This window comes from Cryptosporangium sp. NPDC051539, from assembly GCF_044454545.1.
GTDB lineage: Bacteria > Actinomycetota > Actinomycetes > Mycobacteriales > Cryptosporangiaceae > Cryptosporangium.
In genome coordinates this window covers 29,783-53,733 of the sequence record NZ_JBITDV010000018.1, presented here as the reverse complement: position 1 = coordinate 53,733, position 23,951 = coordinate 29,783, and the positions used below count along the sequence as shown (strand labels likewise).

Annotated in this window: 16 protein-coding genes and 1 pseudogene; 4 read left to right on the top strand and 13 right to left on the bottom strand. The window is 74.1% G+C overall.

What is annotated here, in order from left to right:
• Positions 1 to 52: 52 nt before the first annotated feature.
• The 3 genes from ACIBZJ_RS39540 to ACIBZJ_RS39530 all read right to left on the bottom strand — a co-directional run bounded on the left by ACIBZJ_RS39540 (position 53) and on the right by ACIBZJ_RS39530 (position 2,969).
• Complete coding sequence (locus ACIBZJ_RS39540; protein WP_395938767.1) at positions 53 to 2,212, bottom strand: MMPL family transporter; 2,160 nt, start codon at positions 2,210 to 2,212, stop codon at positions 53 to 55.
• A 137-nt stretch (positions 2,213 to 2,349) separates the two neighbouring features.
• Positions 2,350 to 2,619, bottom strand: coding sequence for a hypothetical protein (locus ACIBZJ_RS39535; protein ID WP_395938766.1), 270 nt, complete (start codon positions 2,617 to 2,619; stop codon positions 2,350 to 2,352).
• A gap of 2 nt (positions 2,620 to 2,621) precedes the next feature.
• Entirely contained in the window at positions 2,622 to 2,969 is a 348-nt protein-coding gene (locus tag ACIBZJ_RS39530; protein WP_395938765.1) for an ArsR/SmtB family transcription factor, read from the bottom strand.
• A gap of 171 nt (positions 2,970 to 3,140) precedes the next feature.
• Here ACIBZJ_RS39530 and ACIBZJ_RS39525 point away from each other — a divergent pair, with 171 nt between their 5' ends.
• A complete protein-coding gene (locus tag ACIBZJ_RS39525; RefSeq protein ID WP_395938764.1) occupies positions 3,141 to 4,439 on the top strand; it encodes a hypothetical protein in 1,299 nt (432 codons plus the stop codon).
• A gap of 279 nt (positions 4,440 to 4,718) precedes the next feature.
• Here ACIBZJ_RS39525 and ACIBZJ_RS39520 read toward each other — a convergent pair.
• Both ACIBZJ_RS39520 and ACIBZJ_RS39515 read right to left on the bottom strand, forming a co-directional pair.
• A pseudogene (locus ACIBZJ_RS39520) lies at positions 4,719 to 5,475 on the bottom strand (IS630 family transposase); the annotation flags it as partial.
• Positions 5,476 to 5,584: 109 nt separating this feature from the next.
• The gene (locus ACIBZJ_RS39515) at positions 5,585 to 6,385 is read right to left on the bottom strand and encodes an IclR family transcriptional regulator (RefSeq protein WP_395938763.1); all 801 of its coding nucleotides are present in this window, start codon (positions 6,383 to 6,385) and stop codon (positions 5,585 to 5,587) included.
• Between the two features lie 134 nt (positions 6,386 to 6,519).
• On the opposite strand from ACIBZJ_RS39515, the gene ACIBZJ_RS39510 reads away from it, so the two are divergent.
• Both ACIBZJ_RS39510 and ACIBZJ_RS39505 read left to right on the top strand, forming a co-directional pair.
• Positions 6,520 to 7,983: an aldehyde dehydrogenase family protein gene (locus ACIBZJ_RS39510; RefSeq protein WP_395938762.1), complete on the top strand. Its 1,464-nt coding sequence runs from the start codon at positions 6,520 to 6,522 to the stop codon at positions 7,981 to 7,983.
• Positions 7,980 to 9,476, top strand: coding sequence for a GMC family oxidoreductase (locus ACIBZJ_RS39505; protein WP_395938761.1), 1,497 nt, complete (start codon positions 7,980 to 7,982; stop codon positions 9,474 to 9,476). Before ACIBZJ_RS39510 ends, ACIBZJ_RS39505 begins: the two co-directional genes overlap by 4 nt.
• Here ACIBZJ_RS39505 and ACIBZJ_RS39500 read toward each other — a convergent pair.
• Positions 9,457 to 11,283: a putative bifunctional diguanylate cyclase/phosphodiesterase gene (locus ACIBZJ_RS39500; protein WP_395938760.1), complete on the bottom strand. Its 1,827-nt coding sequence runs from the start codon at positions 11,281 to 11,283 to the stop codon at positions 9,457 to 9,459. The genes ACIBZJ_RS39505 and ACIBZJ_RS39500 overlap by 20 nt on opposite strands.
• A 178-nt stretch (positions 11,284 to 11,461) precedes the next feature.
• On the opposite strand from ACIBZJ_RS39500, the gene ACIBZJ_RS39495 reads away from it, so the two are divergent.
• Entirely contained in the window at positions 11,462 to 16,237 is a 4,776-nt protein-coding gene (locus ACIBZJ_RS39495; protein ID WP_395938759.1) for an SCO7613 C-terminal domain-containing membrane protein, read from the top strand.
• A 24-nt stretch (positions 16,238 to 16,261) separates the two neighbouring features.
• Here ACIBZJ_RS39495 and ACIBZJ_RS39490 read toward each other — a convergent pair whose 3' ends face one another.
• The 7 genes from ACIBZJ_RS39490 to ACIBZJ_RS39460 all read right to left on the bottom strand — a co-directional run bounded on the left by ACIBZJ_RS39490 (position 16,262) and on the right by ACIBZJ_RS39460 (position 23,569).
• Complete coding sequence (locus tag ACIBZJ_RS39490; protein WP_395938758.1) at positions 16,262 to 17,548, bottom strand: DUF2399 domain-containing protein; 1,287 nt, start codon at positions 17,546 to 17,548, stop codon at positions 16,262 to 16,264.
• Complete coding sequence (locus ACIBZJ_RS39485; protein WP_395938757.1) at positions 17,545 to 20,634, bottom strand: hypothetical protein; 3,090 nt, start codon at positions 20,632 to 20,634, stop codon at positions 17,545 to 17,547. Before ACIBZJ_RS39485 ends, ACIBZJ_RS39490 begins: the two co-directional genes overlap by 4 nt.
• The gene (locus ACIBZJ_RS39480; protein ID WP_395938756.1) at positions 20,631 to 21,266 is read right to left on the bottom strand and encodes a hypothetical protein; all 636 of its coding nucleotides are present in this window, start codon (positions 21,264 to 21,266) and stop codon (positions 20,631 to 20,633) included. The genes ACIBZJ_RS39485 and ACIBZJ_RS39480 overlap by 4 nt, the downstream gene beginning before the upstream one ends.
• Positions 21,263 to 21,853, bottom strand: coding sequence for a hypothetical protein (locus tag ACIBZJ_RS39475; protein ID WP_395938755.1), 591 nt, complete (start codon positions 21,851 to 21,853; stop codon positions 21,263 to 21,265). The genes ACIBZJ_RS39480 and ACIBZJ_RS39475 overlap by 4 nt, the downstream gene beginning before the upstream one ends.
• The gene (locus ACIBZJ_RS39470; RefSeq protein ID WP_395938754.1) at positions 21,850 to 23,067 is read right to left on the bottom strand and encodes a hypothetical protein; all 1,218 of its coding nucleotides are present in this window, start codon (positions 23,065 to 23,067) and stop codon (positions 21,850 to 21,852) included. The genes ACIBZJ_RS39475 and ACIBZJ_RS39470 overlap by 4 nt, the downstream gene beginning before the upstream one ends.
• 89 nt (positions 23,068 to 23,156) lie before the next feature.
• Entirely contained in the window at positions 23,157 to 23,279 is a 123-nt protein-coding gene (gene ykgO, locus ACIBZJ_RS39465) for a type B 50S ribosomal protein L36 (protein ID WP_142708675.1), read from the bottom strand.
• Positions 23,280 to 23,353: 74 nt separating this feature from the next.
• Complete coding sequence (locus ACIBZJ_RS39460; protein ID WP_395938753.1) at positions 23,354 to 23,569, bottom strand: hypothetical protein; 216 nt, start codon at positions 23,567 to 23,569, stop codon at positions 23,354 to 23,356.
• Between the last annotated feature and the right edge of the window lie 382 nt (positions 23,570 to 23,951).

Below are 23,951 nucleotides of genomic sequence, written 5' to 3'. Positions count from 1 at the left end.
GACGGGCTCCCCCGTGGCGCCCGTCTCTGACCCGATCTAGCGCGGGATGCTCCTATCCATCCGCATGAGCGCCGGTACCGACAGCGTCATGTCGGGTTCCGGACGTTCTGTCGACCACCGTCCGGGGGCCGGCGCCCTTGGGCCTGACCGCGCGGTCGCCGAGCAGCGCGAGCGCGGCCGGCAGCAGCACCCCGCGCACCACGGTGGCGTCCAGGAGGATCGCCACGGCCGCGCCCACGCCGAGCATCCGGTACTCGATCGCGCTGAGCGTCAGGAAGATCGAGAACGCGGCCACCATGATCACCGCCGCCGACGAGATCACCCCCGCGCTCGACGCGACCCCGCCGACGATCGCGTCCCGCGCCGGGCGGTCCGGCGTCCACCGCTCCTGGATCCGGCTGAGCAGGAACAGGTGGTAGTCCATGCTCAGTCCGAACAGGAGCACGAACAGGAACAACGGCAGCCAGCTGACTATCCCGCCGTAGCCGCTCCCGTTCTGGAAGACGAACGTCAGGACGCCGTAGGCGGCGCCGACCGAGAGCAGGTTCAGCGCGATCGACACCGCGGCGACGAGCGCGGAGCGGAACACGACGAGCAGCAGCACGAACGCGAGCCCGAGGACGAAGACCAGCACGGACGGCGTGCGGCGGGCCAGCTGGTCGGCGAAGTCGGCCGCGAACGCCGTCCGACCGGCGACGGCGGCGTGGAACCCGGGTGGGAGCGCCGTACGCCGGAGGTCGTCCAGGGCCCGGACCGATTCGGGATCGGTGCCGGACCCCGGCAGCGGGACCCTGGCCATCACCGCATCGCCGTAGGCGCTGGCCGTGACCCGCGGGAAATCGCCGTAGGCGTCCCGGACGAGCCCGGCGTCGAACCGGACGCCGGGGTCGGCCCGGACCACGACCCGGGCCGGGGAGGCCGCGCCCGGGAACGCCTCGTTCATCCGGTTGGCCGCGTCGATCGCCGGCACGCTGCGCGGCAGGCTCGCGGTGACCGGCGCGTCCTGCAGGTGCATCGAGGCCGCCGGAGCGGCCACGAGCAGCAGGAGCAGCACCGCCGTCCCGCCCCACCAGGCCGGCCGCCGCGTCACCGCGGTCGCCAGCCGTCCCCAGAACACCGAGGACTGCGCGGCCGGGGAGGTCCGGCGCAGACGGATCCGGCCCCGGTCCACCCGGTGACCGAGGGCGGCGAGGATCGCCGGGAGCACCACGAGTGCGCCGGTGACCGCGACCGTGACCACGATCGCGATGCCCAGGGTGGCGCCGCGGAACACGTCGATGCCGGTCCAGAGCAGGCCGCTCAGGCAGAGCACGACGATCACGCCCGACACCAGGATCACCCGTCCGGACGTCCGGCCCGCGATCCGCACGGCCGCGGCGGAGTCCCGTCCGGCCGCGCGCTCCTCGCGGAGGCGCCGCAACGAGAACAACGCGTAGTCGACGCCGACCGCGACGCCGATCAGCAGCACCATCGTGTAGGCCGCGCTGTTCACCGCGAGCCAGTGGTCGACGATCGAGATCAGCGCGAACGTCGCGACCAGCGTCGTCGCGGTGAGCAGGATCGGGATGCTCGCGGCCACCAGCGCGCCGAACACCACGAGCAGGATCACGATCGTGAGCGGTAGCGAGATCCGTTCCGAGCGCCGCACGTCGGCCCCGATCGCGCGGTCCACCGCCACCGCGAGACTGCGGTCCCCCGCCTGCGCGAAGTCCGTCCCCGGGTGCCGCGCCGCCACTCGGACGACCAGGTCGCCGACGTCGTCGGCCCGCGCCGACGACCCGTTCAGCGGCCCCGCGATCTGAGAGGTGACCAGCGCCAGCCGGCCCCCGTCCGCCAGCCGGGCCCCCTCCGCCGGCCGGGCCGGATCGTCGCCCGGGGTCGCTCCGAACGGTGACCAGACGTCCGCCACCGCCTCGCGGTCGGCCCGCAGGGCCCGGGTCAGGTCGGTCACCGCGGACCGCACCGCGGCCGGATCCGCCGGGCCGATCAGGACGCTCTCCTGCGTCGCCTGGACGTCGTGCTGAGCGTTGATGACCCGCTGCGCCCGCCCGGTCTCCCCCGGATCACTGCTCCGGGCCCCCGGGCCGGAGATCAGGCCGCTCGCCACCACGGCGAGCACGACCACGACCAGCCACCCTCCGATCGCCGCCGTCCGGTGCCGCGCCGACCACGCGGCGATCCGTTCGACGAACGGAGGGGATGTTCCGGGCACGCCGGAGGAAGATTTGCGCAGGCTATCCATGACCTGGTGTCCTCATTCTCGGAGGGAGCGTTCACGAGAGCTCGCCGTACGGCGAGGAACTGCTTCAACCACTGGGCCGCCGAGTTGCCGCTCGGCGGCCCAGACTTCTATTCGACCTCGGTGAGCACCTGCTCGAGTTTCGTCATCCGCCCCCGCAGGTCCGACAACTGGCCCGACAGGTCGGCCAGGTGCTTGTTGGAGGCCTTCTGCCCGGCGACCGCCTGTGCGGCCAGTTCCCGGTACTCGTCCTCGCGGGTGAGCGCGGCCTTCGCGCGCCAGGTCGCGAACAGCTGCCAGATCGTCACCGTCACCACGATCGTGATGAACGTGAAGATTCCGATCGCCCCCACGACCTCGGCGAGGTCGTGTCCGTCCATGGTCAGTCTCCGTTCGGGGGGTCCGGGTTCGTCGGTGGATGGGGAGTGAGGGTCGGCACGGCGGCCGTGATCGTGTCCGGGGTCAGCCGGAACGCGAATTCGGTGACCTCGTAGTAGCGCCGGGCCTTGCCGTCCTCGGACACTTCCGTCCGGGACGTGACCAGCCCGGCCGCCTGCAGCTTGCGCAGGTGAACCTGGAGCAGCGGCCGGCTGATGCCCAGTTCCCTGGCCAGCCGGCTGACGTACGTGGGCTCGGTCCGCAGCGCCGCGACCACCCGCATCCGGTGCGGGTTGGCCAGCGTCGCGAGGACCGCGATCAGTTCGTCGCCGGTCGGCGGCGAGCGGGTCACGGAAAGCTTCCTAGCGACATGCCAAGGAAAGTTAGCAGGTGCCAACCCTGATGCGCATCAGGCATTCCCCCTACGGCCGCGACACGGTCCTATCTCGACCCGGATGTCCCCGCGGCGCGGTGCGGGCGGAGCAGAATGGGACCGCTTGAGCTCACCGGCGAGAGGGGCGTCATGCTGTCACGAATCGGACGAGCCCGTCCGCAGGTCCGGACGGCACGGCCCGCTGCGACGCCGGTCGCGCTGTCGGCCCTGGCTGCGGTGATGACGGCCGCCGCGGTGACGGCTGCCGCGCTGACAGCGGCTCCGGCGATCGCCGCTCCCCACGGCGGTTCACCGTCGCCGTGGCCCAGCGCGTCGCCGTCGCCGGGCGCGTCGCCGTCGCACCCCGGGTCGCCGTCGCCGAGCGCGAGCGGGTCGCCGTCGCCGAGCACCAGCGGGTCGCCGTCGACGGGTGCGCCCGGGGAGGGGTTTCTCGACCTCACTCCGCGCGGTGGCGAGAGCCGGGCCGTGCGGCTGGCCCCGGGCGGGGCGCTGGTCGGCAACTGGGCGCCGGTGCCCGACGGCACGTTCACCGGGTTCGTCCGGCTCCCGTCCGGCGTGCTGCGGGCGCTCGGCCCGCTGGGCCCGCACGCGCAGGCCCTCAACGACCAGGGGGACGCCGTCGGCTGCACCGCCGGCGGCACCGGGCTGTACTGGCACGACGGGACGCTGACGTACCTGGTTCGGCCCGGCCTCTCGAGCTGCCTCTACGCGATCAACGACGCGGGGCAGATCGCGGGCGCGTCCGCGGCCCCGGGCGGCGGCGAGAAGGCGTTCGTCTGGAAGGACGGTGTCTACACCGACCTCGAGACCGCGCCCGGCCAGGCGTCGACGCCGATCGCGATCAACGAGCGCGGCCAGGTCCTCGCTCGGGTGTTCGGCGACCGGACGTCGATCCCGGTGCGCGCCGTGGTGTGGACGGACGGCTCCCCGACCGATCTCGGCACGCTCGGCGGCGCCCAGACGATCCCGGCCGCGCTCGGCACCGACGGCGCCGTGGTCGGCATCTCGGAAGTGCCCGGCGGCGGGTCGCACCCGTTCCGGTGGGCGCACGGACGGATGACCGACCTGCTGGCCGGCACCGGCGTCGACGACCGGAACGCGCAGGCCGCCGGGCTCGACACCGCGGGCGACGTCGTCGGAACCGTGTCGTCGCGCCCGGCGCTCTGGCGCAACGGCGAACTGACCTACCTGGCCGACGCCGGCGAGGCCACCGCGATCAACGAGGCCGGCCAGGTGACGGGGGTCGTACGCGAGGGCCCGGACGGCCGCCCGACGGTGTTCCGGTGGACGGACGGCGACCTGGCCCGCCTCCCCAACCCGGCCGATGCCAGCTACTGCTACGCGGTCGGCATCGACCGAACCGGCACCGTGGTCGGCAACGTCGCGGTCGGTCCGGTAGGCCACGCCGTCGTCTGGCCGTCGGCCTGACCGGGCCAAGTACTGCAACGGCATTCGGCACGGGACCGGCCGGTCCGGCGTCCGGGTCGTGTGACGGGGGTCCCATGATCTGGACTCCGTCTCGTCGACTGGGACGACCCGTCTGATTCCCGCACCAAGCCCGGGCTGTGCGGCTGGTCATGGGTGAATCATTCGGGGGAACGCCGAGATCGATGGAACATCGCCCCCGCGAGAGCACCCGCAACTTTCCATCGATAACCATTTCCGCTGGACCGGGGCATCGGGCCGCGGCCCACTGTCGTGGCCGTACTAGTGTCCTGAGTCTTTGATGCGCGTGCAGTAGCGTGCGATGGAGTCGAGGATCTGGTCGGCGGTCTTGGTCCAGATGTAGGGCCGGGGGTTGTCGTTCCAGGTTTGGGTCCAGGCACGAATGTCGTCGTTGAGGGCACGGACCGAGCGGTGGGTTCCGCGTTGGATTTTCTTGGTGGTCGACTCACCGAACGAGCGTTCGACCAGGTTCATCCCGGAGGAGCTGGTCGGGGTGAAGTGCAGGACGAACCGCGGGTGGGCGAGCAGCCACTTTTGATGGCGGGCGTTTTGTGGGTGGAGGCGTTGTCGAGGATGACGTGGACGTCCAGGTCGGCCGGGACGTTGCGGTCGATGGTCTGCAGGAACTTTGTGAACTCGATGGCGCGGTGGCGTGAGTGCAGCGCGGTGAGGACTTTCCCGGTCGAGAGGTCCAGGGCCGCGTAGAGGCTGGAGGTTCCCGCGCGGATGTAGTCGTGGCTGGCCCTCGCCGGATCCCGGGCATCATCGGCAGGACCGGAGCGGTCCGGTCCAGGGCTTGAATTTGGGATTTCTCGTCCACACACAACACGACCGCGCGTTCGGGTGGGTCCAGATAGGGACCGACGACGTCACGGACCTTGTCGATGAACTGCGGACCCTTCGACAGCTTCCAGGTGTCCTGGCGGTGCGGTTGCAGACCGAACGCCCGCCAGATCCGCGACACCGCGGTCTGGTTGAGACCGACCTCGGTGGCCATCGACCGGGTCGACCAGTGTGTGTCGGCACTCCACTCCGGAGTTCCTGAAACGAGTGTCCCCACCCAGTTTTCCAGGACCCCGAATGACGGAGACGCGGCCGTGACGGCGCCGTGACGGAGGCGCGGCTGCTCAGCCGAAATAGCCGAGGCGGCGGCTGATCTCGTCGGCGGCGGCGATCACCGACGGAGCGATCTCGTGCAGCCGCTCCTCCGGGCAGCGGTACGCCGGCCCGGAGGCGCTGACGGCGGCCACCACCGCTCCGTTCGCGTCCCGCACCGGGGCGGCCACCGCGTTCAGGCCGATCTCGTACTCCTCGACGGTCACCGCGTAGCCGTGCTCCCGGGCGTCCGCCAATTGTTCTTCGAGGACGGTGACCGAGACGACGGTCGCGGGGGTGTACGCGGCGAGTTCGGCGGACGCGTACGCGGTCCGGCGATCGGGCGCGGAGAGCGCCGAGAGCAGCACCTTGCCGCTGGACGTGGCGTGCAGCGGGGTGAGCTGGCCGACCCAGTTGTGGGTCGTGACCGTCGCCCGGCCGCGGACCTGGTCGACGTTGACGGCGTAGTGCTCGCGGAGCACCGCGAGGTTGACGGTCTCGCCGACCGCGGCGGCGAGCTGTTCGCAGGCCGGACGCCCCTGCTGGACGACGTCGAGCCGGGCCGACACCGCACCGGCCAGCCGGACGACGCCGAACCCGAGGCGGTACTTGCCGCGGTCGGCGGTCTGCTCGACCATCCCGCGGTCTTCGAGCGTCTCGAGCAGGCGGAACGCGGTCGACTTGTGAACGCCGAGCTCCCCCGCGACCTCGCTGACGCCGGCCTCGCCGCGCCGGGCCAGGATCTCGAGCACGTTGATCGCCCGGTCGACCGATTGGACTCCGCCGGAGGCAGGCGGGGCAGCGTCTTCATTGAGCTGCTCGGTGTTCCGCATGACGCAACTGTAAGCGGTCCACAGGCCGGGTGCGGGTTCTTGACCCGCCTATATGAGCCGGTCATGCTGTTGCTCACGCAGAAACACGCTTCGCATGGCGCAACGATCCCCCCTTGTCGGAAAGGCGGTGGCGGGTGCCCGGCCTGTTCATCGACGGAATCTGGACGCCCGGTTCCGGCGGTAAAGACGACGTTCTCAACCCCTTCGACGGCAGCGTGGTCGAGCAGGTCGACCTCGCGGACGCCGCCGACGTCGGCAACGCGGTCCGCGCCGCCCGGCGCGCGTTCGACGCCGGAGACTGGGCGAACACGCCGGCCCGCGAGCGCGGGGCACTGCTGGGCCAGGTCGCCGACCTGCTCGTCCGAGACAAGGACGCGATCGCGCACCTCGAGACGCTCGACACCGGCAAGACCCTGACCGAGAGCGGGCTCGACGTCGACGACGTCGTCTCGGTGTTCCGGTACTACGCCGGTCTCGCCGACAGCGATCCCGGGCGGCTGGTCGACACCGGGCAGGCTTCGGTGGTCAGCCGCATCGTCTACGAGCCGGTCGGCGTGTGTGCGCTGATCACCCCGTGGAACTACCCGCTGCTGCAGATCTCCTGGAAGGTCGCACCGGCGCTGGCGGCGGGCAACACCGTGGTGATCAAGCCGAGCGAGGTCACGCCGCTGACCACGGTCCGGCTGGTCGAGCTGCTGGTCGAGGCCGGGGTGCCGGACGGCGTCGTCAACCTGGTTCTCGGGGGCGGGCCGGTCGGTGGCGCGCTGGTCGAGCACCCGGACGTCGACCTGGTGTCGTTCACCGGCGGGGTGGCGACCGGGAAGCGGATCCTGCGCGCGGCCGCCGACACCGTGAAGCGGGTCACCGTGGAACTCGGCGGGAAGAACCCGAACATCGTATTCGCCGACAGCGACTTCGAGACCGTGGTCGACTACGCGCTGACCGCGGTGTTCCTCCACTCCGGACAGGTGTGTTCGGCCGGGGCCCGGCTGCTGGTCGAGGCGCCGATGCACGACGCGCTGGTGGCCGAGGTCGCGGCGCGGGCGGAGCGGATCCGGATCGGCAACGGCCTCGACCCGTCGTCCGAGACCGGGCCGTTGGTGAGCGCCGCGCACCGGGCGAAGGTCGAGGCGTACGTCGAGGCCGGTCTGGCCGAGGGCGCGAGGCTGGTGGCCGGCGGCTGCCGCCCCGACGATCCGTCGCTGGCCGACGGGTACTTCTACCGCCCGACGGTGTTCGACGGGTGCCGCGCCGACATGCGGATCGTCCGCGAGGAGACGTTCGGGCCGCTGCTGACCGTCGAGACGTTCGACACCGAGGCCGAGGCACTGGCGCTGGCCAACGACACCGAGTACGGGCTGGCGGGTGCGGTGTGGACGACCGACGCCGCCCGGGCCGAGCGGGTCGCCCGGGGTCTGCGGGCGGGCACGGTCTGGATCAACGACTACCACCCGTACGTGCCGCAGGCCGAGTGGGGCGGCGTCAAGCAGTCCGGCAACGGGCGCGAGCTCGGGCCGTCCGGGCTGGCGGAGTACCGCGAGGCGAAGCACATCTGGCAGAACACGGCTCCGGCGCCGCTGCGGTGGTTCAAGGGATGAGCGCGTTCGACTACGTCGTCGTGGGTGGCGGCAGTGCTGGGTGCGTGGTGGCCGCGCGGCTGTCGGAAGACCCGTCGGCGTCGGTGTGCCTGCTGGAGGCCGGGCCGTCGGACGTCGGCGACGAGAAGATCCTGCGGCTGACCGACTGGATGTTCCTGCTGGAGTCCGGCTACGACTGGGACTACCTGGTCGAGCCGCAGGAGCGTGGCAACAGCTTCCTGCGGCACTCGCGGGCCCGGGTGCTCGGCGGGTGCTCGTCGCACAACTCGTGCATCGCGTTCCATCCGCCGGCCGAGGACCTGCTCGCGTGGGACGTACCGGGATGGAGCCCGGCGGAGTTCCTCCCGCTGGCGCAACGGCTCGAGATCTCGGTGCGCACCGTGCCGCCCAAGGACCCGTGCGGTGCCGCGGTGCTGGAGGCGGCGGCGCAGGCCGGGCTGCCGACGGTCGACTTCAACACGGGTACGACAGTGCTCAACGGTGCCGGCTGGTTCCAGATCAACGCCGAGCCGGACGGGACGCGCAGTTCGTCGTCGCACGCGTACCTGCACGGGGTGCTGGCGTCCCGGCCGAACCTGACCGTGATCACCGACGCCTGGGCCTCCACGATCGTGCTCGAGGGCGGCCGGGCCACCGGCGTGGAGTACCTGGCCGCCGACCGTCTGCACCGGCCGACCGTCGGCGCCCGGCGGGAGGTGATCGTCTCGTGCGGGGCGATCGACACGCCGAAGCTGCTGATGCTCTCGGGCATCGGCCCGGCCGGGCACCTGCGCGAAGTCGGCGTGGACGTCGTGGTCGACTCCCCCGGCGTCGGCGCGAACCTCGACGACCACGTCGAGGGCCTGGTGATGTGGGACGCCTCCCAGCCGATGGTCACCGAGTCGACGCAGTGGTGGGAGATCGGGCTGTTCGCCACGACGGTCTCCGGGCTGGACCGGCCGGACCTGATGATGCACTACGGGTCGGTGCCGTTCGATCTGAACACCGTACGGTGGGGCTATCCGACCACCGAGAACGGGTTCTGCCTGACGCCGAACGTCACCCGGGGCCGGTCGCGGGGCACCGTGCGGCTGCGCTCGCGCGACTTCCGCGACAAGGCGCGGGTCGATCCGCGGTACTTCACCGACCCGGACGGCGAGGACGAACGGGTGATGCTGGCCGGGCTGCGGCTGGCCCGGGAGATCGCGGCGCGGCCGGCGCTGGCGGGCTGGGTCGCCCGCGAGCTGGCGCCCGGGCCCGCGGCCGTGACCGACGACGAACTGCTGGACTACGTCCACAAGACGCACAACACCGTGTACCACCCGGCGGGCACCGCCCGGATGGGCCGCGACGCCGCCTCGGTCGTCGATCCGCAGTTGCGGGTGCGCGGAGTGGACGGCCTGCGCGTCGCCGACGCCTCGGTGATGCCGTCCCTGACCACGGTGAACCCGAACCTGACCGTGATGATGATCGGCGAGAAGTGCGCCGAAGAGGTCAGAAGCGCGCGGCGGTGAGGCGGGGAGCTTCGTAGACCGAGGGCACCGCGGCCAGCGGCGGCGGGGGCGGCGCGTCGGCCAGCCGGGCCAGCTCGGAGGCCGGTCCGGGCCGGCCGTAGAGCCAGCCCTGCCCCGCACCGCACCCGTGCGCGATCAACGCGGCCGCCTGGTAGGGCTCCTCGATCCCCTCGGCGACCGTGCTCATCCCCAGCGCCTGCGCCAGCGCGACGATCGCGGTGATCACCGGGGCCACGGCGGTGTCCGGCCGCAGCGTGTTCACGAACGCCCGGTCGATCTTCAGGATGTCGACCGGCAACCGGTCGAGTCGGCTCAGCGACGAGTACCCGGTTCCGAAGTCGTCGACCGCGATCCGCACCCCGTCGGCCCGCAGCGCCTCGAGCGCGGCCAGCGCCACCGGGGCGTCGGCCTCGAGCATGCTCTCGGTCACCTCCAGCACCAGCCGGTGCGGCGGCAGCCCGGTGTCGGCCAGCACCCGCCGGACGTCCGGCACGAACTCCAGATCGTGCAACTGCCGCCCGGAGACGTTCACCGAGATCCGCGGGTTCTCGGCCCAGTCCCAGGACGCCGCCTCCCCGCACGCCGCACGCAGCACCCACCGTCCCAGGTCGAGGATGAACCCCGACTCCTCGGCCAGCGGAATGAACTCGATCGGCGGGATCGCGCCCCGCTCGGGGTGCGTCCAGCGCAGCAGTGCCTCGGCCCCCACCACGACGCCGCTCGTCAGGTCCACGATCGGCTGGTACACGACCAGGAACTCACCGGCCGGCAGCGCGTCGACCATCTCTTTGCTCTGGGCGCCGCTGTACACGTCGACGAACGTCCGCGCCCGGCCGCTGAGCTTGGCCTGCTGCAATGCCGCGTCGGCCCGCCCGAGCAGCACCGACGCCGAATCCGCGACCCGCCACTCGGCGACGCCGGCGGAGCAGGTCCGGCCCTCCGGCAACATCGCGCGGAGCCCGTCCACGATCGCGGCACCCTCGGCCGCGGCCACTCCCGGCATGACGACCCCGAACTCGTCTCCGCCCGAGCGGGCCAGCAGCGCGTCGGGCGGTAGCGCCTGACGCCACGCCTGCCCGGTCAGCCGGAGCAGCCGGTCGGCCTGCGCCTGTCCCAGTAGCTCGTTGACCCGGCGGAAACTGTCCAGGTCGAGGAACGCGACGGTGGCCGGCGTGGCGTCCCGCCGGGCGGCGTCCAGAGCCCGATCGACCGCGCGTTGCAGGCCGCGACGGTTGGGCAGGCCGGTCAGGGAGTCGGCCTCGGCCTCGGTCGCCTCGCGGACGAGCCACCCGACGATGACCGCGATCACCGCGTTGGTCACGGTCAGCGGAACCACGACGACGCGGGGCAGCGCGTCCCAGACGCTCTCGCCCACGATCAGCGACGCGGCGATCAGCACCTGGTAGAGCAGTCCGACCGGCCAGCTGAAGAAGAACATCGTGAACAGCGAGGCGAGCGGATACGCGGTCGCGTAGGCGAGCGCGTGGCCCTCGTCGCGGGCGAGCCAGACCACCGCGGTGACGAACGCGACCGCCGCGCCGATCACGACATGGAACGCCCACCGGGGCCAGCGCCGGCCGACCCGGATCACCAGCACCCCGGCCATCGCCACCAGCACGCCCACCGCGAACCCGGCGATCACGCCGGTCCGAGCCTCGCCGAGCGCGACGATCGCGACCACCGCCCCCGCGGCGACGTAGCTGCACCCGGAGACGATCGACATCAGGCGAGGGGTCGCGACGACCGGTGCCTGCCACCAGCCGGCCTGCCCGCGCAAGGCGAGCAGCCATCGCAGCGGCGCGGTCATCGGTCTCCTCTCGGCGTGCGGGTGGCCTCTGGCGTGAGGGTGCCCTCTCCGCGTGTGGGTGACAGACGCCCGATCAGCTCTATCGGCACTGGTCAGGGCGTTCTGAGTAGTACTACTCAGGGGGACTGGGTCCATCGGACGGCGTGCCCGGTGCTTCGGCTGCGCGATCGTGACGCGCATGAGTGGCACCGAGGGTTACGACCAGGAGCTGGCGCGTGCGGACGCCGCGCTCGCCGCCGCGGCCCGGACACTGGCCCAGGCCGACGCCGGCGCACGGGCGGCGCGGGCCGCGCTGGCGGGGGCGGAACGGTGGGCCGTGGAGGCGTACCGGGTCTGGTCGCAGGCGTCGGGGTACCGGTCGGAGCTGTTGTCGCGACGGGCGGCCGCGGCGGGGGTCGTTGGGCCGAGCGGGGTTGGGCCCGGCGGGGTTGGGCCCGGCGGGGTTGGGCCCGGCGGGGTTGGGCCCGGCGGGGTTGGGCCCGGCGGGGTTGGGCCCGGCGGGGTGGATCCGCGAGGGGTGGCTCCGGGCGGGGTGGCCGGCGGCGGGCTGGGAAGGGTGGCTGCGGGGGGTGGGCCGGTGTGGGTGCCGGTGGCGGGTGAGCCCGGGCGCCGGACGGAGACGTCGGCGCGCTCGGTGCAGGCGGTGCTGCTGGGGCTGGGCGGGGTGTTGCTGGCGGTGGCGGCCGTGGTGTTCACCGTGGTCGCCTGGGGCGCGTTCGGGATCGGCGGGCGGTCACTAATCCTTGGGGCCTTCACCCTCGGGGTCTTCGCGGTGCCTGCGGTGCTGCTGCGTTTCCGGCTGGCCTCGACCGCGGAGACGCTCGCGCTGCTCGGTCTGGTGCTGCTCCTGCTGGACGGATACGCGGTGCGGCACGTCGGGCTGGTCCCGGGGTCGTCGAGCTACGCCGGGATCGTCTTCGCGGTGACCGCGCTCGTCGCGCTCGCCTATCCGTTCGTGGTTCCGATGCGCACGCTGCGGCCGGCCGGGGTCGTGCTGGCGCACCTCTCCGCCGTTCTCCTGACGGTCCCTCATGCGGACGCCGCCGGGCCGTGGGCCGTGGCCGGGGTCGTTCTCGTCGCGGCGGACGTCGCGGTGCTGGCGCGCGTGCGGGGCAACGCGGTGCGGGTGGTCGCGGGGGTGTGCGGAGGCTTCTCCGCGGCGGGGGCGCTGCTGTGCGGACTGGTCGCAGCGGCGACCGGCACCGGGTCCGGGTTCGCGGCGGGGGTGCTGGCGCTGGTCGCGCTGGCCTGCGCCGGCTTGCTCGCCGCCGAGCTAGGGGCTCGGGGGATTCGAGACGTGTCCCGGGGGGTCGCGGCCGGAGCCGCGGTGCTGCTGGTGGCGGCCGGGCCGGTGTTCGGATGGCTGCGGTTCGGGCCGTCCGGGTGGGGGCTCGCGGGGCTGGGAGCCGTGGCGCTGGCGTGCGCGCTCGCGACCCGGATGCTCCGGCCGACGGGGCGGCTCGGTGCCGGAGCGTCTTGGCGGGACCGTGCGTCTTGGCGGGACGGGGCCGGAGCGACGCGGCAGACCGGGACCGGAGCAGCGTGGCGGGACGGGGCCGGAGCGACGCGGCAGACCGGGACCGGAGCAGCGTGGCAGACCGGGGCCGGAGCGGCGTGGCAGACCGGGGCCGGAGCGGCCTCGGCGGCGGTGGCTAGCGCGACGGCGATCTCGCCGCTCCTCGCGGTCGCGTTCACGCTGGTCTCGCCGCTGAGCGACCGGGACCTGCTCTGGGGCGCCGACGCGGGTCGCGCGCTCTGGGCCTCTCCGGGCCGCCCGACGTGGGCGGCCGTTCTCGCCCTCGCGGCGGTGCTGACCGCGTTCGCCGTGATCGTCGGAGTCTTCGACGCCCGCCGGGCCCGTCCGGTGTCCCTGGCACTGGCCGCGGCCGGCGTCGCGGCCCTGGCCGTGCTGGTCCCGGCCGCGGCGGCGGCCCCGCTGTGGGCCGCGGTACTGGTCGCGGGCGCCGCGGCAGCGGCGGCGACCGTGGCCGGGCTGGTCGCCTCCGGCCGCGCCGCCGCGGCCCCCGCCCCGCCCGCGCCCGGACCCAACGCGGCCGGACCCGACGCGGCCGGACCGGACACGGCCGGACCGGACACGGTGCCTGCGACCGCCAAGGCCCCTGCCGCCGGAGGCCCTACGGCCGGGGGGCCTGCCGGAGGCCCTGCCGGAAGACCTGCCGGAGGCCCTGCCGGAAGACCTGCCGGAGGCATGACTGCCGGAAGCCCTGACGACGGAGGCCCGGCTGCCGCAAGCCCGCCTGCTGGAGGCGCCTCCGCCGCAGACGCTGCCGCCGGAGGCGCTCCCGGAAGCCCGGCCGAGCGCCTGACTGCCGGGGGCATGACTTATGGAAGCCCGGCCACCGGAGGCCGGGTGATCGGAGGCCCCGCCGGAGGCCGAGTTGCCGGAGGCCGAATTGCCGGAGGCCGAATTGCCGGAGGCGCTGCTGCCGGGGGTGCGGTCAGGGGCCTGGCTGCTGGGGGCCCTGCCTCCGGGGGCTCTGCCGCCGGGGGCGCTGCTGCTGTGCGGGCGGGTGCCGTGGGGCTGCTCGTGGCGGGCGGAGGGCTCGCGGCCTACGCGCTCGGGGTGGCGCTCGCTTCCCGCGGGCTGACGCTGACGGTGCTGGGCGGGATCGCACTTGGGTACGCGGTGTTGTCGTGGCGCGCGGCCTCGGAAGGGCGCCAGGCCGTGTTCGCCGGGGTGGCGCTCGGTGCGGCGATCGGCGAGGCCGCAGCACTGGCGACCGCGCTCACCAGCGGCGCAGCGGGCTGGGCGGGCGGACCCGGACCGGCCGGCGCCGCGATCGGTGCCACCGCCGTGGTGGCGCTCGGAGTCGCCGCCCTCACCCGGCGCCCGCGCCCGCGGACCGCAGCGACCGCGTCGACGATGGCCGCCGGTGCGGGGTACGTCGGTGCCGCGCTCGGCGCACTGGCGATCACGCCCGCCGGGAGCCTGGCTCTGACCGTCGGCCGTCCGGTCGCGGCCCTCCTCGCCGTGGCCGCCGCCGTACTCGCCACCACCGCCGCCCGCACCGCGACCACTACCGCGACCGGAACAGCCACCGGCACCACGACCGCACCCGCCACCCCCACGACGACCGAACCCGCCGTCAGCACCACGACGGGAACCGCCACCAGCAGCGCGACCGCCACCCACACCACGACCGAACCCGCCGTCGACACCACGGCCCGCGCGGCGACCGAAGCCGCCACCGGCAACGCAACCGAAGCCGCCACCGGCAACGCGGCCGGAGCCGCCGCCAACGCGACCGGAGCCGCCAACGCAACCGGAATCGCCGCGTCGGCTGCGGCCGGTCCGATGGCGGCCCCGGCGAGCATCGCAACCGGCACCGGCACCGGCAGCCGCAGCCGCAGCGGGGCTCGGGCCACGGCCGGGACGGCGGGGGTGCTGGCGGCGGTGCCCGGGCTGGCCGTGGCGGCGCTGGCGCTGGCGCCGACGGCCCTGGCCACCGTGCTCGCTCCGGTCGCGTGGGTCACCGCGGTCTGGAGCGGCGCCCCGGCGAGTGCGGCGCAGCTCGCGCCGGACCTCACGTTCCCGGGCGGCGTTCTCGAACCGGTCGCGGCGCTGGCGTTCGGGCTGCTGGTGCTGCACCTCGGAGTGCGGTGGTACGCGCACCCCCGTGCGGCGGTCCGGTACGCGGTCCCCGCGCTCGCTCTCGGGCTCGCGGAGCTGGCCCCCGCCTTCGGCGCACCCTGGCCGGTCGCGCTCGGCGTCCTCCTCACCCTCGCCGCCACCGGCGCACTCCTCGCCTGCACACCCCCCACCGGCGGCGCGCGCACCAGCCAGGTAGCCGCCGCCGTGCTCGCGGCGTCCTCGGGCCTCGTCGCGGTCGTCTGGTCGCTCGCCGACCGGGCCGCGACGCTCTCCGTGCTCGGCACCGTCCTCGCCGGCGCCGTCGCGGCGACGGTCCTCACCCGGGCCGCGCTCCCCCGCCGGGTCGCCGCGGCCATCAGCGCGGCGGCGGCCGTCGCGCTCGCGTTCGCGACCGGCGCCGCGAGCGACTTCCCCACCGCCTACCTGCTGCTGGCCGTCGCGACCGCCCTCGTCCTCCCCGGCCTGACCGCCGCGCCGCGCCTGGTCACCAGAGCCCTCGACGCCGGGGCCGCCGTCGCCGGGGCCCTCGCACTGGCCACCGCCATCGCCACCGAAATCGCCGCCGAGATAACCGCCGGCCACAGCCCGGCCACCCCAGGCACCCCCACCACCCCAGGCAGCCCAGGCGGCCCCACCACCCCCACCACCCCAGGCGGCCCGGCCCTCCCCGGAGGCCCGGCCACCGGCCCGGCCACCGGCCACGGCCCGGCCACCGGTGACGGCTCCGGCCCGCTCGCCTTCCTCGGTGCCTCCGACCACCTGGTCTTCGCCCTCACCGCGACGCTCCTCGCGATCCCCCTCGGACTGGCCGGGCTCCGCGCGTCCCGCCGCTGGTGCCTGAGCCTCATCCCCGCCGTCGAGCTCCTCGCTCTCTGGGCCTGGCTCGCCCGGGCCGGCGTCACCACACCCGAGGCCTACACGCTCCCCGCCGCCGCGCTGGCGGCCGCGTTCGGCCTCTACGTCCTGCGCCGCCGGCCGGCGATCTCGTCCTGGACCGCGCTCGGCCCGGCCCTCGCGGTCGCCGCGATCCCCACCGGCGCGATCGCGCTCTCCGACGGCGAACTCGGACTGCGCGTGCTGATGCTCGGAGCGGCCGCGCTCGGCGTCACGCTCGCCGGTGCCGCCGCCCGCCGCCAGGCCCCGTTCGTCGCCGGCGCCACCGTCCTGACGCTGGTCGCCGCCCGCGCGCTGGCCCCGGTCCTCCCGCAACTCGCCGACGCCGTCCCGACCTGGGTTCCGCTCTCCCTGGCGGGCGTCCTCCTCGTGGCCGTCGGCGCGACCTACGAACGACGCCGCGCCGACGCGACCCGCTTCACCGCATTCGTGAAGCAGATGCGCTGAGGCGTGTTTCCCCGGCGCACGGGTTCAGCGCGCCGCCGGCTCGATCCGCAGGTGTGCCCGCAGCACCCGAGCGACCGGATCCTCCTGCTCCACCGCGTACCCGCGCGCCCGGCAGGCGCGCGCGAGCGACCCCACCCCGTCGTCGCGCTCTCCCCACACCGCCAGCCCGGCGAGCGCACCCTCGTGGAACGGCACCCCGGCCGGATGAGCGACGGAGCCCGCGTCGAGCACCACGGCGTCCCGCTCCAGCCGGTCGACGATCCGGCCCGCGATCCGGACGCCGCCGAGGTCCGCGTCCGGGCAGAGCAGGACCTCGTCGACGTCCCCAGCAGCCTGAGCGATCAGCGCGACGATCGGGTCCGCGGGCTGGCCCGGGCACCACACGACGGCCTCGTCGGGCCAGCCGTCGCACACGGTCTCGGCCGCCTGCCGGTTCTCCACCACCGTCAGACGGCGGACGCCGGGCTCGGTGCGCAACGCGACCGCCCGCCCGGCCGTGATCCGGAACGAGTGGGGACCGGGCAGTGGACCGGTCCGGATCGGGTGGCCGTCCACGGTCAGGACCAGCGGGCCACCGATCCCGAGATACGGAGAACGTACGAGCCCCAGCGCGAAGAGCGCGTCCGCTTCCCAGCCCAGCGCGGCCAGCAGGTCGGTGACGTCCTCCCGGGCCTTGGTCCCGCGGTCGGCGCGGGGCGCGTCCGGGTCGCCGGTGTGGCGCTGGACGAACGCCCGCCGGCTGTCGCTGCTGCGCCCGGCGGCCAGGTCGCTGCCCGCGGCGACCGCCCAGAACAGCCGATCACCGCCGGGTACGGCGGCGAGCGAGGCGGCCGCACCGGGCCAGCGCGGACGCAACTCGTCGGCGAGTGCCGCCGCCCGTGCGGCCAGCGCGGTCCGGCGGTCCGATCGCGCCGTGCGGGCCGACCGGTGCGCGGCGGCGAGCGTCTCGTCGGGGATCGTCCGGACCGGCGGACGCCGCGCGGCGCCGCCGGCGAACCGGTACTCGATCCGGACGCCACCCGCGCGCGCCACCGCGGCCATCACGTCCTCGGCCGAGTCCGCGAACCGGCCGGCGATCGTGGCCCAGAGGCGCTCGCTCGCGGTGAACCACGACCAGGCCGCCGGATCGACGTCGTCCGGGCAGACCGGCGGTACCGGCGGTTCGGCCGGCTCCACGGTGACCCGGCGTGGATCGTCCCGGCCGCGCCGATCCTTCTCGTAGGTCCCGTCCGCCCGGGGCAGGGCGTACGCGTCGAGCCCGGCCAGCGGCGAGACGTCGAGGCGGAAGCCCCGGGGCCGGGCCCGCGTCATTCCGGGTAACTTCCGGACAGCCAGTCGAGCAGGAGCGCGACCCGGGCCGCACGGGTGTCGAAGCCGTGGATGACCGGCGCCTGGTTGTAGGCCATCGTGTCCGAGGTCCGCCGGAGCTTCACGTACTCACCGCAGGCGTCGATCGCGTAGCGCTCCATGTCGTCCTGCAGCGCGCCGACCACCGTGATCCCGCTGTCGGCGCCGATCCGCTCGAACAGCGCGACCGCCTCGCGCCGGTGCTGCTTGCCGAGGTTGCGGCCCAGTTCGTCCAGCACCAGCAGCAGCGGACGCCCGGTACCGGACGCCAGCGCCGCGGCGCACACCAGCTTCACCGCCTTCTCGTCCATCTGGGCCGTGTTGCCGCGACGGTCGTAGGCGACCATCGGGTTACCCTCGGCCCGGCGCCAGACCGGGGTGACCTCCCAGTTCCAGCGCTTGGTCGGGTCGGCGGGCGGCTCGGGCTCGGCGAAGCGCAGGCCCGCGCCGTAGCCGCCGTAGGCCTGGTCCAGGCGGTCGAACTCTTCCCCCACCGCGTCGAGCCGGGCCTTGATCGCCTTCGCCAGCGAGGCCCGGACGGCCGCCGCGGCCTTCGACGCCTCGTCGTGGCCGAGCGCGGCCGCGTCCCGGGCCCGGCGTTTCTCGGTCCGCTCGGCCGCGATCCGGGTCCGCTGGTGGGTGTCTTCGTGCGCCTTGAGCCGGAGGTGGTCGCGGACCGCGTCGAGAAGGGACGCGAACGACTGTTTCTGCCGTTCGGGCTGGCCTCGGCCGGGCGTCGCCCGCTCCTCGGCGAGCGCCGTCACCTGGGTCGGCACCGGATCCCCGGGCCGGAAGCAGAGCGCGAGCATCTCGCCGAGGACCCCTTCGGCGGCGCGCCACCAGTCGTCGGCGTCGAACAGCTGCTCGTCGTCGGCGAGGTCGGCCAGGTGGTTCTGCGCGGCCTCGACCGTGGCACCCCAGTCGCGCAGGAGCGTGTCGAGGTCGACGACGCGGCGGCGAGCGTCGAGCCGGTCGCGTTCGAGCCGCAGCTCTTCGCGCAGGTCCTCCAGCCGGCGACGCCGGTTCTGGAGGGCGTCGGCCCGCTGCTGCCTGCCGGTCTCGAGGAGCCGGGCCTGGTCGTACTCGCCCCGGGCCGCGGCGAGGCGGGGAGCCAGTTCGTCGGCGCGCTCGGTCACCGCGTCCAGGTCGCGCCGGTGGGTCCGCATGCGGGCCCGCCGGGACTCCGCGGCCACCGCGGCCTGGGCCCCGGCCAGTCGTCGCTTCGCGGTCTCCAGCTGCCGTTCGCTGCCGGTGAGCGCCGCGTCCGCCTCCCGCAGATGCTCGGCCGTGGCGGCCACCCGTTCGCGTGCTCGGGTGATGCGGGCGGCGCGGCCGGTCACGGGTGCGTCGAACCCACCGATGACCGTGACGCCCGCTCGGGTCACCGAGGGCGGGTCGCTCTGCTCGTCCGCGCCCGCGCGCAGCGCGGTCAGAAACCCCGAAAGATCGAATCCGGCCGCGTTACCCGGCACGTCCCCCGCGCTGCCCGGGACGTCCTGCGCGGCCACCGGGGCTCCGGCGACGACGAGCATCGCGCCGGGCAGCGGAGCGAGCGCGGCCACCGCGGCCGGGCGGGTCTCCGCGGCGATGACCGCTGCTCCCCGGTACGGCCAGAGCAGCGGCTCCCAGGTCACGCGCTGGGCCTCGGTCACGGCCACCGCGTCGGCGAGGGCGATCGCCGGGATCCCCGCGCCCTTCAGCCGGGCCAGCTCGTCCGCGGCGATGTCGTCACCGGCCTCGGCCGCGGCGAGCGCGGTCCGCGCCACCTCGGCGGCGTGGGCGGCGACCGCCCGCGCACCGATCGCACGGACACGGGCGCCGTCCGCGTCGGCCAGCTCCGCGGCCGCGGTGGCCTCGTCGCGTCCGTCGGCGTCCCTGGCAGTGGCTTCGAGGTCGTCGGCCTCCCGGCCCAGCCGGTCGAGCGAGTCGGCGAGCGACCGCCGCCGGTCTCTGAGCTGCTGGTTGTCGCCGTCGAGGGCCGCGAACGCCTCCTCCGCGCGCCGGAGACGATCCCGCACCGCGACGTCGTCCGCGAGTTCGTGCAGTTCCTCACCGATTTCGGTGAGCCGTTCGCGGTGGGCCGCGTCGTCGGCGGCGATCCGCCGGAGGTCGTCTTCGATCGCCTCGATCTCGTCGGCGGCCTGGGCGACGAGCACCGCCGACCGCGACCGCCAGTGCGCACGCGCGGTGTCCTCGCGGTCGCGGGCCTGCTCGCGGCGCTCGATCGCCGCCTCGATGTGGAACGCCTGCTCCTCCCACTCGAGCAGCCGGTTCTCGGCGTCCTGCGCCTTCTCTCGCTCGGCGTGCTCGGTGTTGCGGTGCCGCTGCTCACTCGCGATCTCGTGGTCGAGGCCGGTGAGGGCGGCGACCGCCGAGAAGATGCGATCCGGTTTCAGCTCGTTGAGCGGCTGCGCCAGCAGGTTCGCGGTCGCGGACGGCCGGACCGACGTCGACAGGAACGACACGCACCGGATGTGTTCGCCGAACAGCACCCGGGAAAGGTCCCGTGCGTTGTAGTCGCGCCGTCCGGCTCGCGGCGGCAGAGCCGCCCACAACGCGTCCGCCTCGCGTTCCCGTTCCGATTCGGTGGACGCGACGGGAACGTGCAAACCGTCGGTCCAGCGGACGAGAAGGTGAGGCGTCTCGCGGTCGATGCGCAACCAGACCGTGAGCGCGCCGGCGGCCAGCGACTCGGGGTCGACCGCGTCCGCGTCGGCGAACACCCCGATGACGTAGCCGTGGTCGGCGCTGGCGTACTCGCGGTCCTGGGCCGCGATCTCGGCCGAGAACAGCAGGTCGGCCGATTCGCGTGCGCCGGACGCCAGCCGCCACTGCTCGTCGCCGTGCAGCAGCGTCAGCGCGGCGATGAACGACGACTTGCCGGCGCCGTTGGAGTCTTTCGGACCCTGCCCGGCGACCGTGATCAGGCAGCCGGGCACCAGCGGCACCGGATGCGTGGAGAGGCGGGACACCCCGATCAGCTGGATGCCGATCGCGACGCGGTCTCCGACCACGTCCAGATCGCCTCCGCCGCGGATAGCGCGCGTCACTGCTCCCCTCCCAGTTGGCGTGCCGCCCGGATCGCCGCCGCCAGCGGGCTACCCGGTCCCGCGGCCAGCACGAGTTCTTCCTGCAGGAGCCGCCGCGCCGCCGGAGTCAGCCGGTGGAACTGGGGACCCGGCACGTAGGCCGACCCCTCCACCGCGCGGACCGGCCGGATCAGATCGGCGGCGCGCAACCGTTGCAGCGCCTCCCCGAGCCGGCCGCGGGCCAGCTGGGTGTGGCTGCGCAGCTCGGCCATGCTCGTCGGAACCGCCGACGCCCAGCTGTCTTCCGCCAGCCGGCCTTCCGACCGCGGAATCGCCACCGAGTGGACCAGGATCGTCGTGAGCACGGCGCGGTCGAACTCCGGCAGCGTTCCCCAGCCGCGGGCGACGAGCTCGTCGCGGACCGGGTCGTCGAACCCGCTCGTCCACTCGCGTCCGGAGACCCGGACCAGGTCACGGCCCGTGCGGCGCAGCAGGGTCCGCAGCGTTTCGCGCAGCGCCGGGTCACGCAGGGCGGCGAACCCCAGCTCCTCGACCGGTTCGCGGGCGTGTTCGACGGCCGCCCAGGCGGCGACGACCTCGTCGCGGTCGCGTTCGGACAGACCGCCGAGCAGATCGTCGGCCACGCCGCTCACGCGTCTGCCCCGGCCGGGTCCGCAGCCTCGCGGGGCTCGGGTGCCTGGGGCTCGGCTGCCTGGGACTCGGGTGCCTGGGGCATCGTGCGGCAGAGCTCGCGGAGCGCCTCGACGTCGGACGCGGGCCACATCACCACGCGCGGCCCGAGCCGCACCACGCCGGTCGGCTCGTGCCAGTGCAGCCAGCCGGCGTCCGCGAGCTGCCGGAGGGCCTCGGCGGCGAACCGCTGGTGCATCTCCGGACTCCGGGTCGGGAGCAGCTCGGTCAGAACCGTGAGGACGGCCTCGACCGTGGCCGCCCGGCCCGGCCAGGGCGCGGACCCGAGGTCGGTCCAGCAGCACCGCAGGCACCCGGCCAGCACCCGCGCCGCCTCGTTCGGATGGGTGAGGGTAGGCACGGTCAGCCGCAGGTCTCGCAGGGCGGCCGGTGTGACCGCGTCGGGGCCGACCGGCACCCACCAGGCCCGGGTGACCCCCGGCTCGACCAGACGCACGAACCCGTCGGGAGCGGGTGCACCCGGCGGGACCGACAGCGGCCCCTCCGCCCGGGCCCGCGCGGCCCAGAGCGCTGCTTCCTCCACGCTCATCCCGTGACCGGCCCTCGGCCGAAGTGGCCCTGACCCCGCCAGGAGGGCACCCCACCGGCGTCGACGAGCAGCCCGTCGCGCCAGGTCAGCGCGTAGGGCAGCGCCGGGTGCTGGGCCGCCGCGGTGAGATCGGCGAGCAGTCGCCGCGCGGTCGGCCAGTCGCCCGACCCGCCGATCACGTCGGCCATCTCGACGACGTCCCGGCCGGCCAGCACGGATTCGGCCCGCTCCCGGAGGTCGGCGGCCTCGGCGTCGTCGCCGGACCGCACCTCGGCGACCGCCTCCGGCTCCTCGTCGGACGGACGCGGCGGCCGGAGCCGCTGGGGCGTCGGACGCTCGGCCTGCGCGACGGCCTCCCCCAGGTCACCGGCCGACAGCCAGGGCCGGGGAGCGTCGAAGACCAGCCCCGCGAGCGGCGCGGCCAGCGCGCTCACCGGCGAGCGGCGGGTGAACGTCCGCCACGCCTCCGGCGGCAGCAGGTCGAGCGCGCGGGTGGCACCGACCGCCTGCGTCAGCCGCCCCGCGGCCGCGGTCGACACGTCGCGGTAGGCCGCGACGGAAGCCCGCAGCTCGGTGCTCGGCCGCGTCAGCTCCGGCCAGCGCGACAGGATCAGATCGTGGACGCCCGTCGCCTCGCCGATCAGCGCGTCGGCGTTCCACAGCAGCGGTGCCTTCTCCCGGAGCGCGTCGATCGTGCCGCCGGACGTCAGCATGAAGAGTTCGGTGACGATCAGCCGGAACGCCCGGGCCAGCCGGGCCGCGCTCTCGCGCGCGTCGTCCTCGGTCGCGGCCGGGTCGTCCAGGTTGAGCCGCTCGAGCGTCAGCATGCGGTGCAGCTCCAGCTGACCACCGCGGGTGAGCATTCTGCGGATGAACAACAGCGAGACGTAGCTGGTGAAGGACGCCCGGTAGACGTCCTGGTGCGGACGGTCGAAGGCTTTCTGGACCGCGCCGAGCTCACGAAGCGTACGGACCCTCGAGTGGAAGACGGAGTCCGGGAAGCCCCGGCACGCCAGCCGCATCTGCTCCATCGTCAGCCCGTCGCTGCCGGCTGCCGAGAACGCCGCGAACAGCGTCTCGGCCAGGTCGACCAGGACGGGCTCGCTGATCACCGACTGCGCCGAGCTGCCGAGGACCGCGAACATCTGCCGGTAAACGGCCACGATCGCGTTGTCTTCGGCAGCGCTCTCGAGCGTCAGTTCATCCGGATCCACAGTCCGGACACTCTAACCCGGGCCACCGACAGTCTGGTCCGGGCATGCGGAAGGGCCCCGGTCGGTTGACCGGGGCCCCTCTGCTCAGCTCAGCCCTGGCGGGCCTTGAGCCGCGGGTTCTTCTTGTTGAGGACGAAGATCTGTCCGTGACGACGGACCACGATCGAGCCGTCCTTCGCCTTCAGCGCCCGAAGCGAGTTACGCACCTTCATGGTGTCCTCTCCGCTCCCGGCCTCCCGGAAGCCTTCACATACCTGATAACCATTTTCAGGTAGTGGTCATTCCCTCAGGCTGCCGCGGCGTCGTCGCCGCGATTCGGGAGCCGGTGGAGCGAGGGCGTCAGGCCGTAGTCGGCCTGGGCGCGGAGGGCCTCGTGGGTGTAGCTGTCCGCGAGCTGCCAGACCAGGTCGTCGCGGTCGTCGGCGACCGCCTCGTTGATCCGCACGGCGTAGTCGTCGTGGAGCTCCTGCAGGTACTGCTCAATGCTCAGTGCCGTAGGCACGGTAGCCATCCTTCTTCGCTGGTCTGTTCCGCCTTCTACTGTATCGATAAAGACGCCGAACCGCCAACGGATATTCCTGACGGGTAACTGACTACGCTCGGTAGCCTTCGCCGCCCTGACCAGCGGTGACGAGAAGGCACAAATGACCACTGAGGACACCGGGTCTGCCCGTTCGTATGAGGCGCGACAACCCGCTCGGCCCTTACCGTCCGGCGCCATGACCCCGGGATCGTCCGCTCGCCCCGCCACCGCCTCGCCCGACCCGGCGGCGACGGTCCCGTTGACCACGGTTGATCCCGATTCAGAAAACGCGCCGACGGCGCGCACGGCCGCCGCCGCGACCGCGTTGATCAGCGCCCGCCGCTCCCAAAGCTCCTGGGGG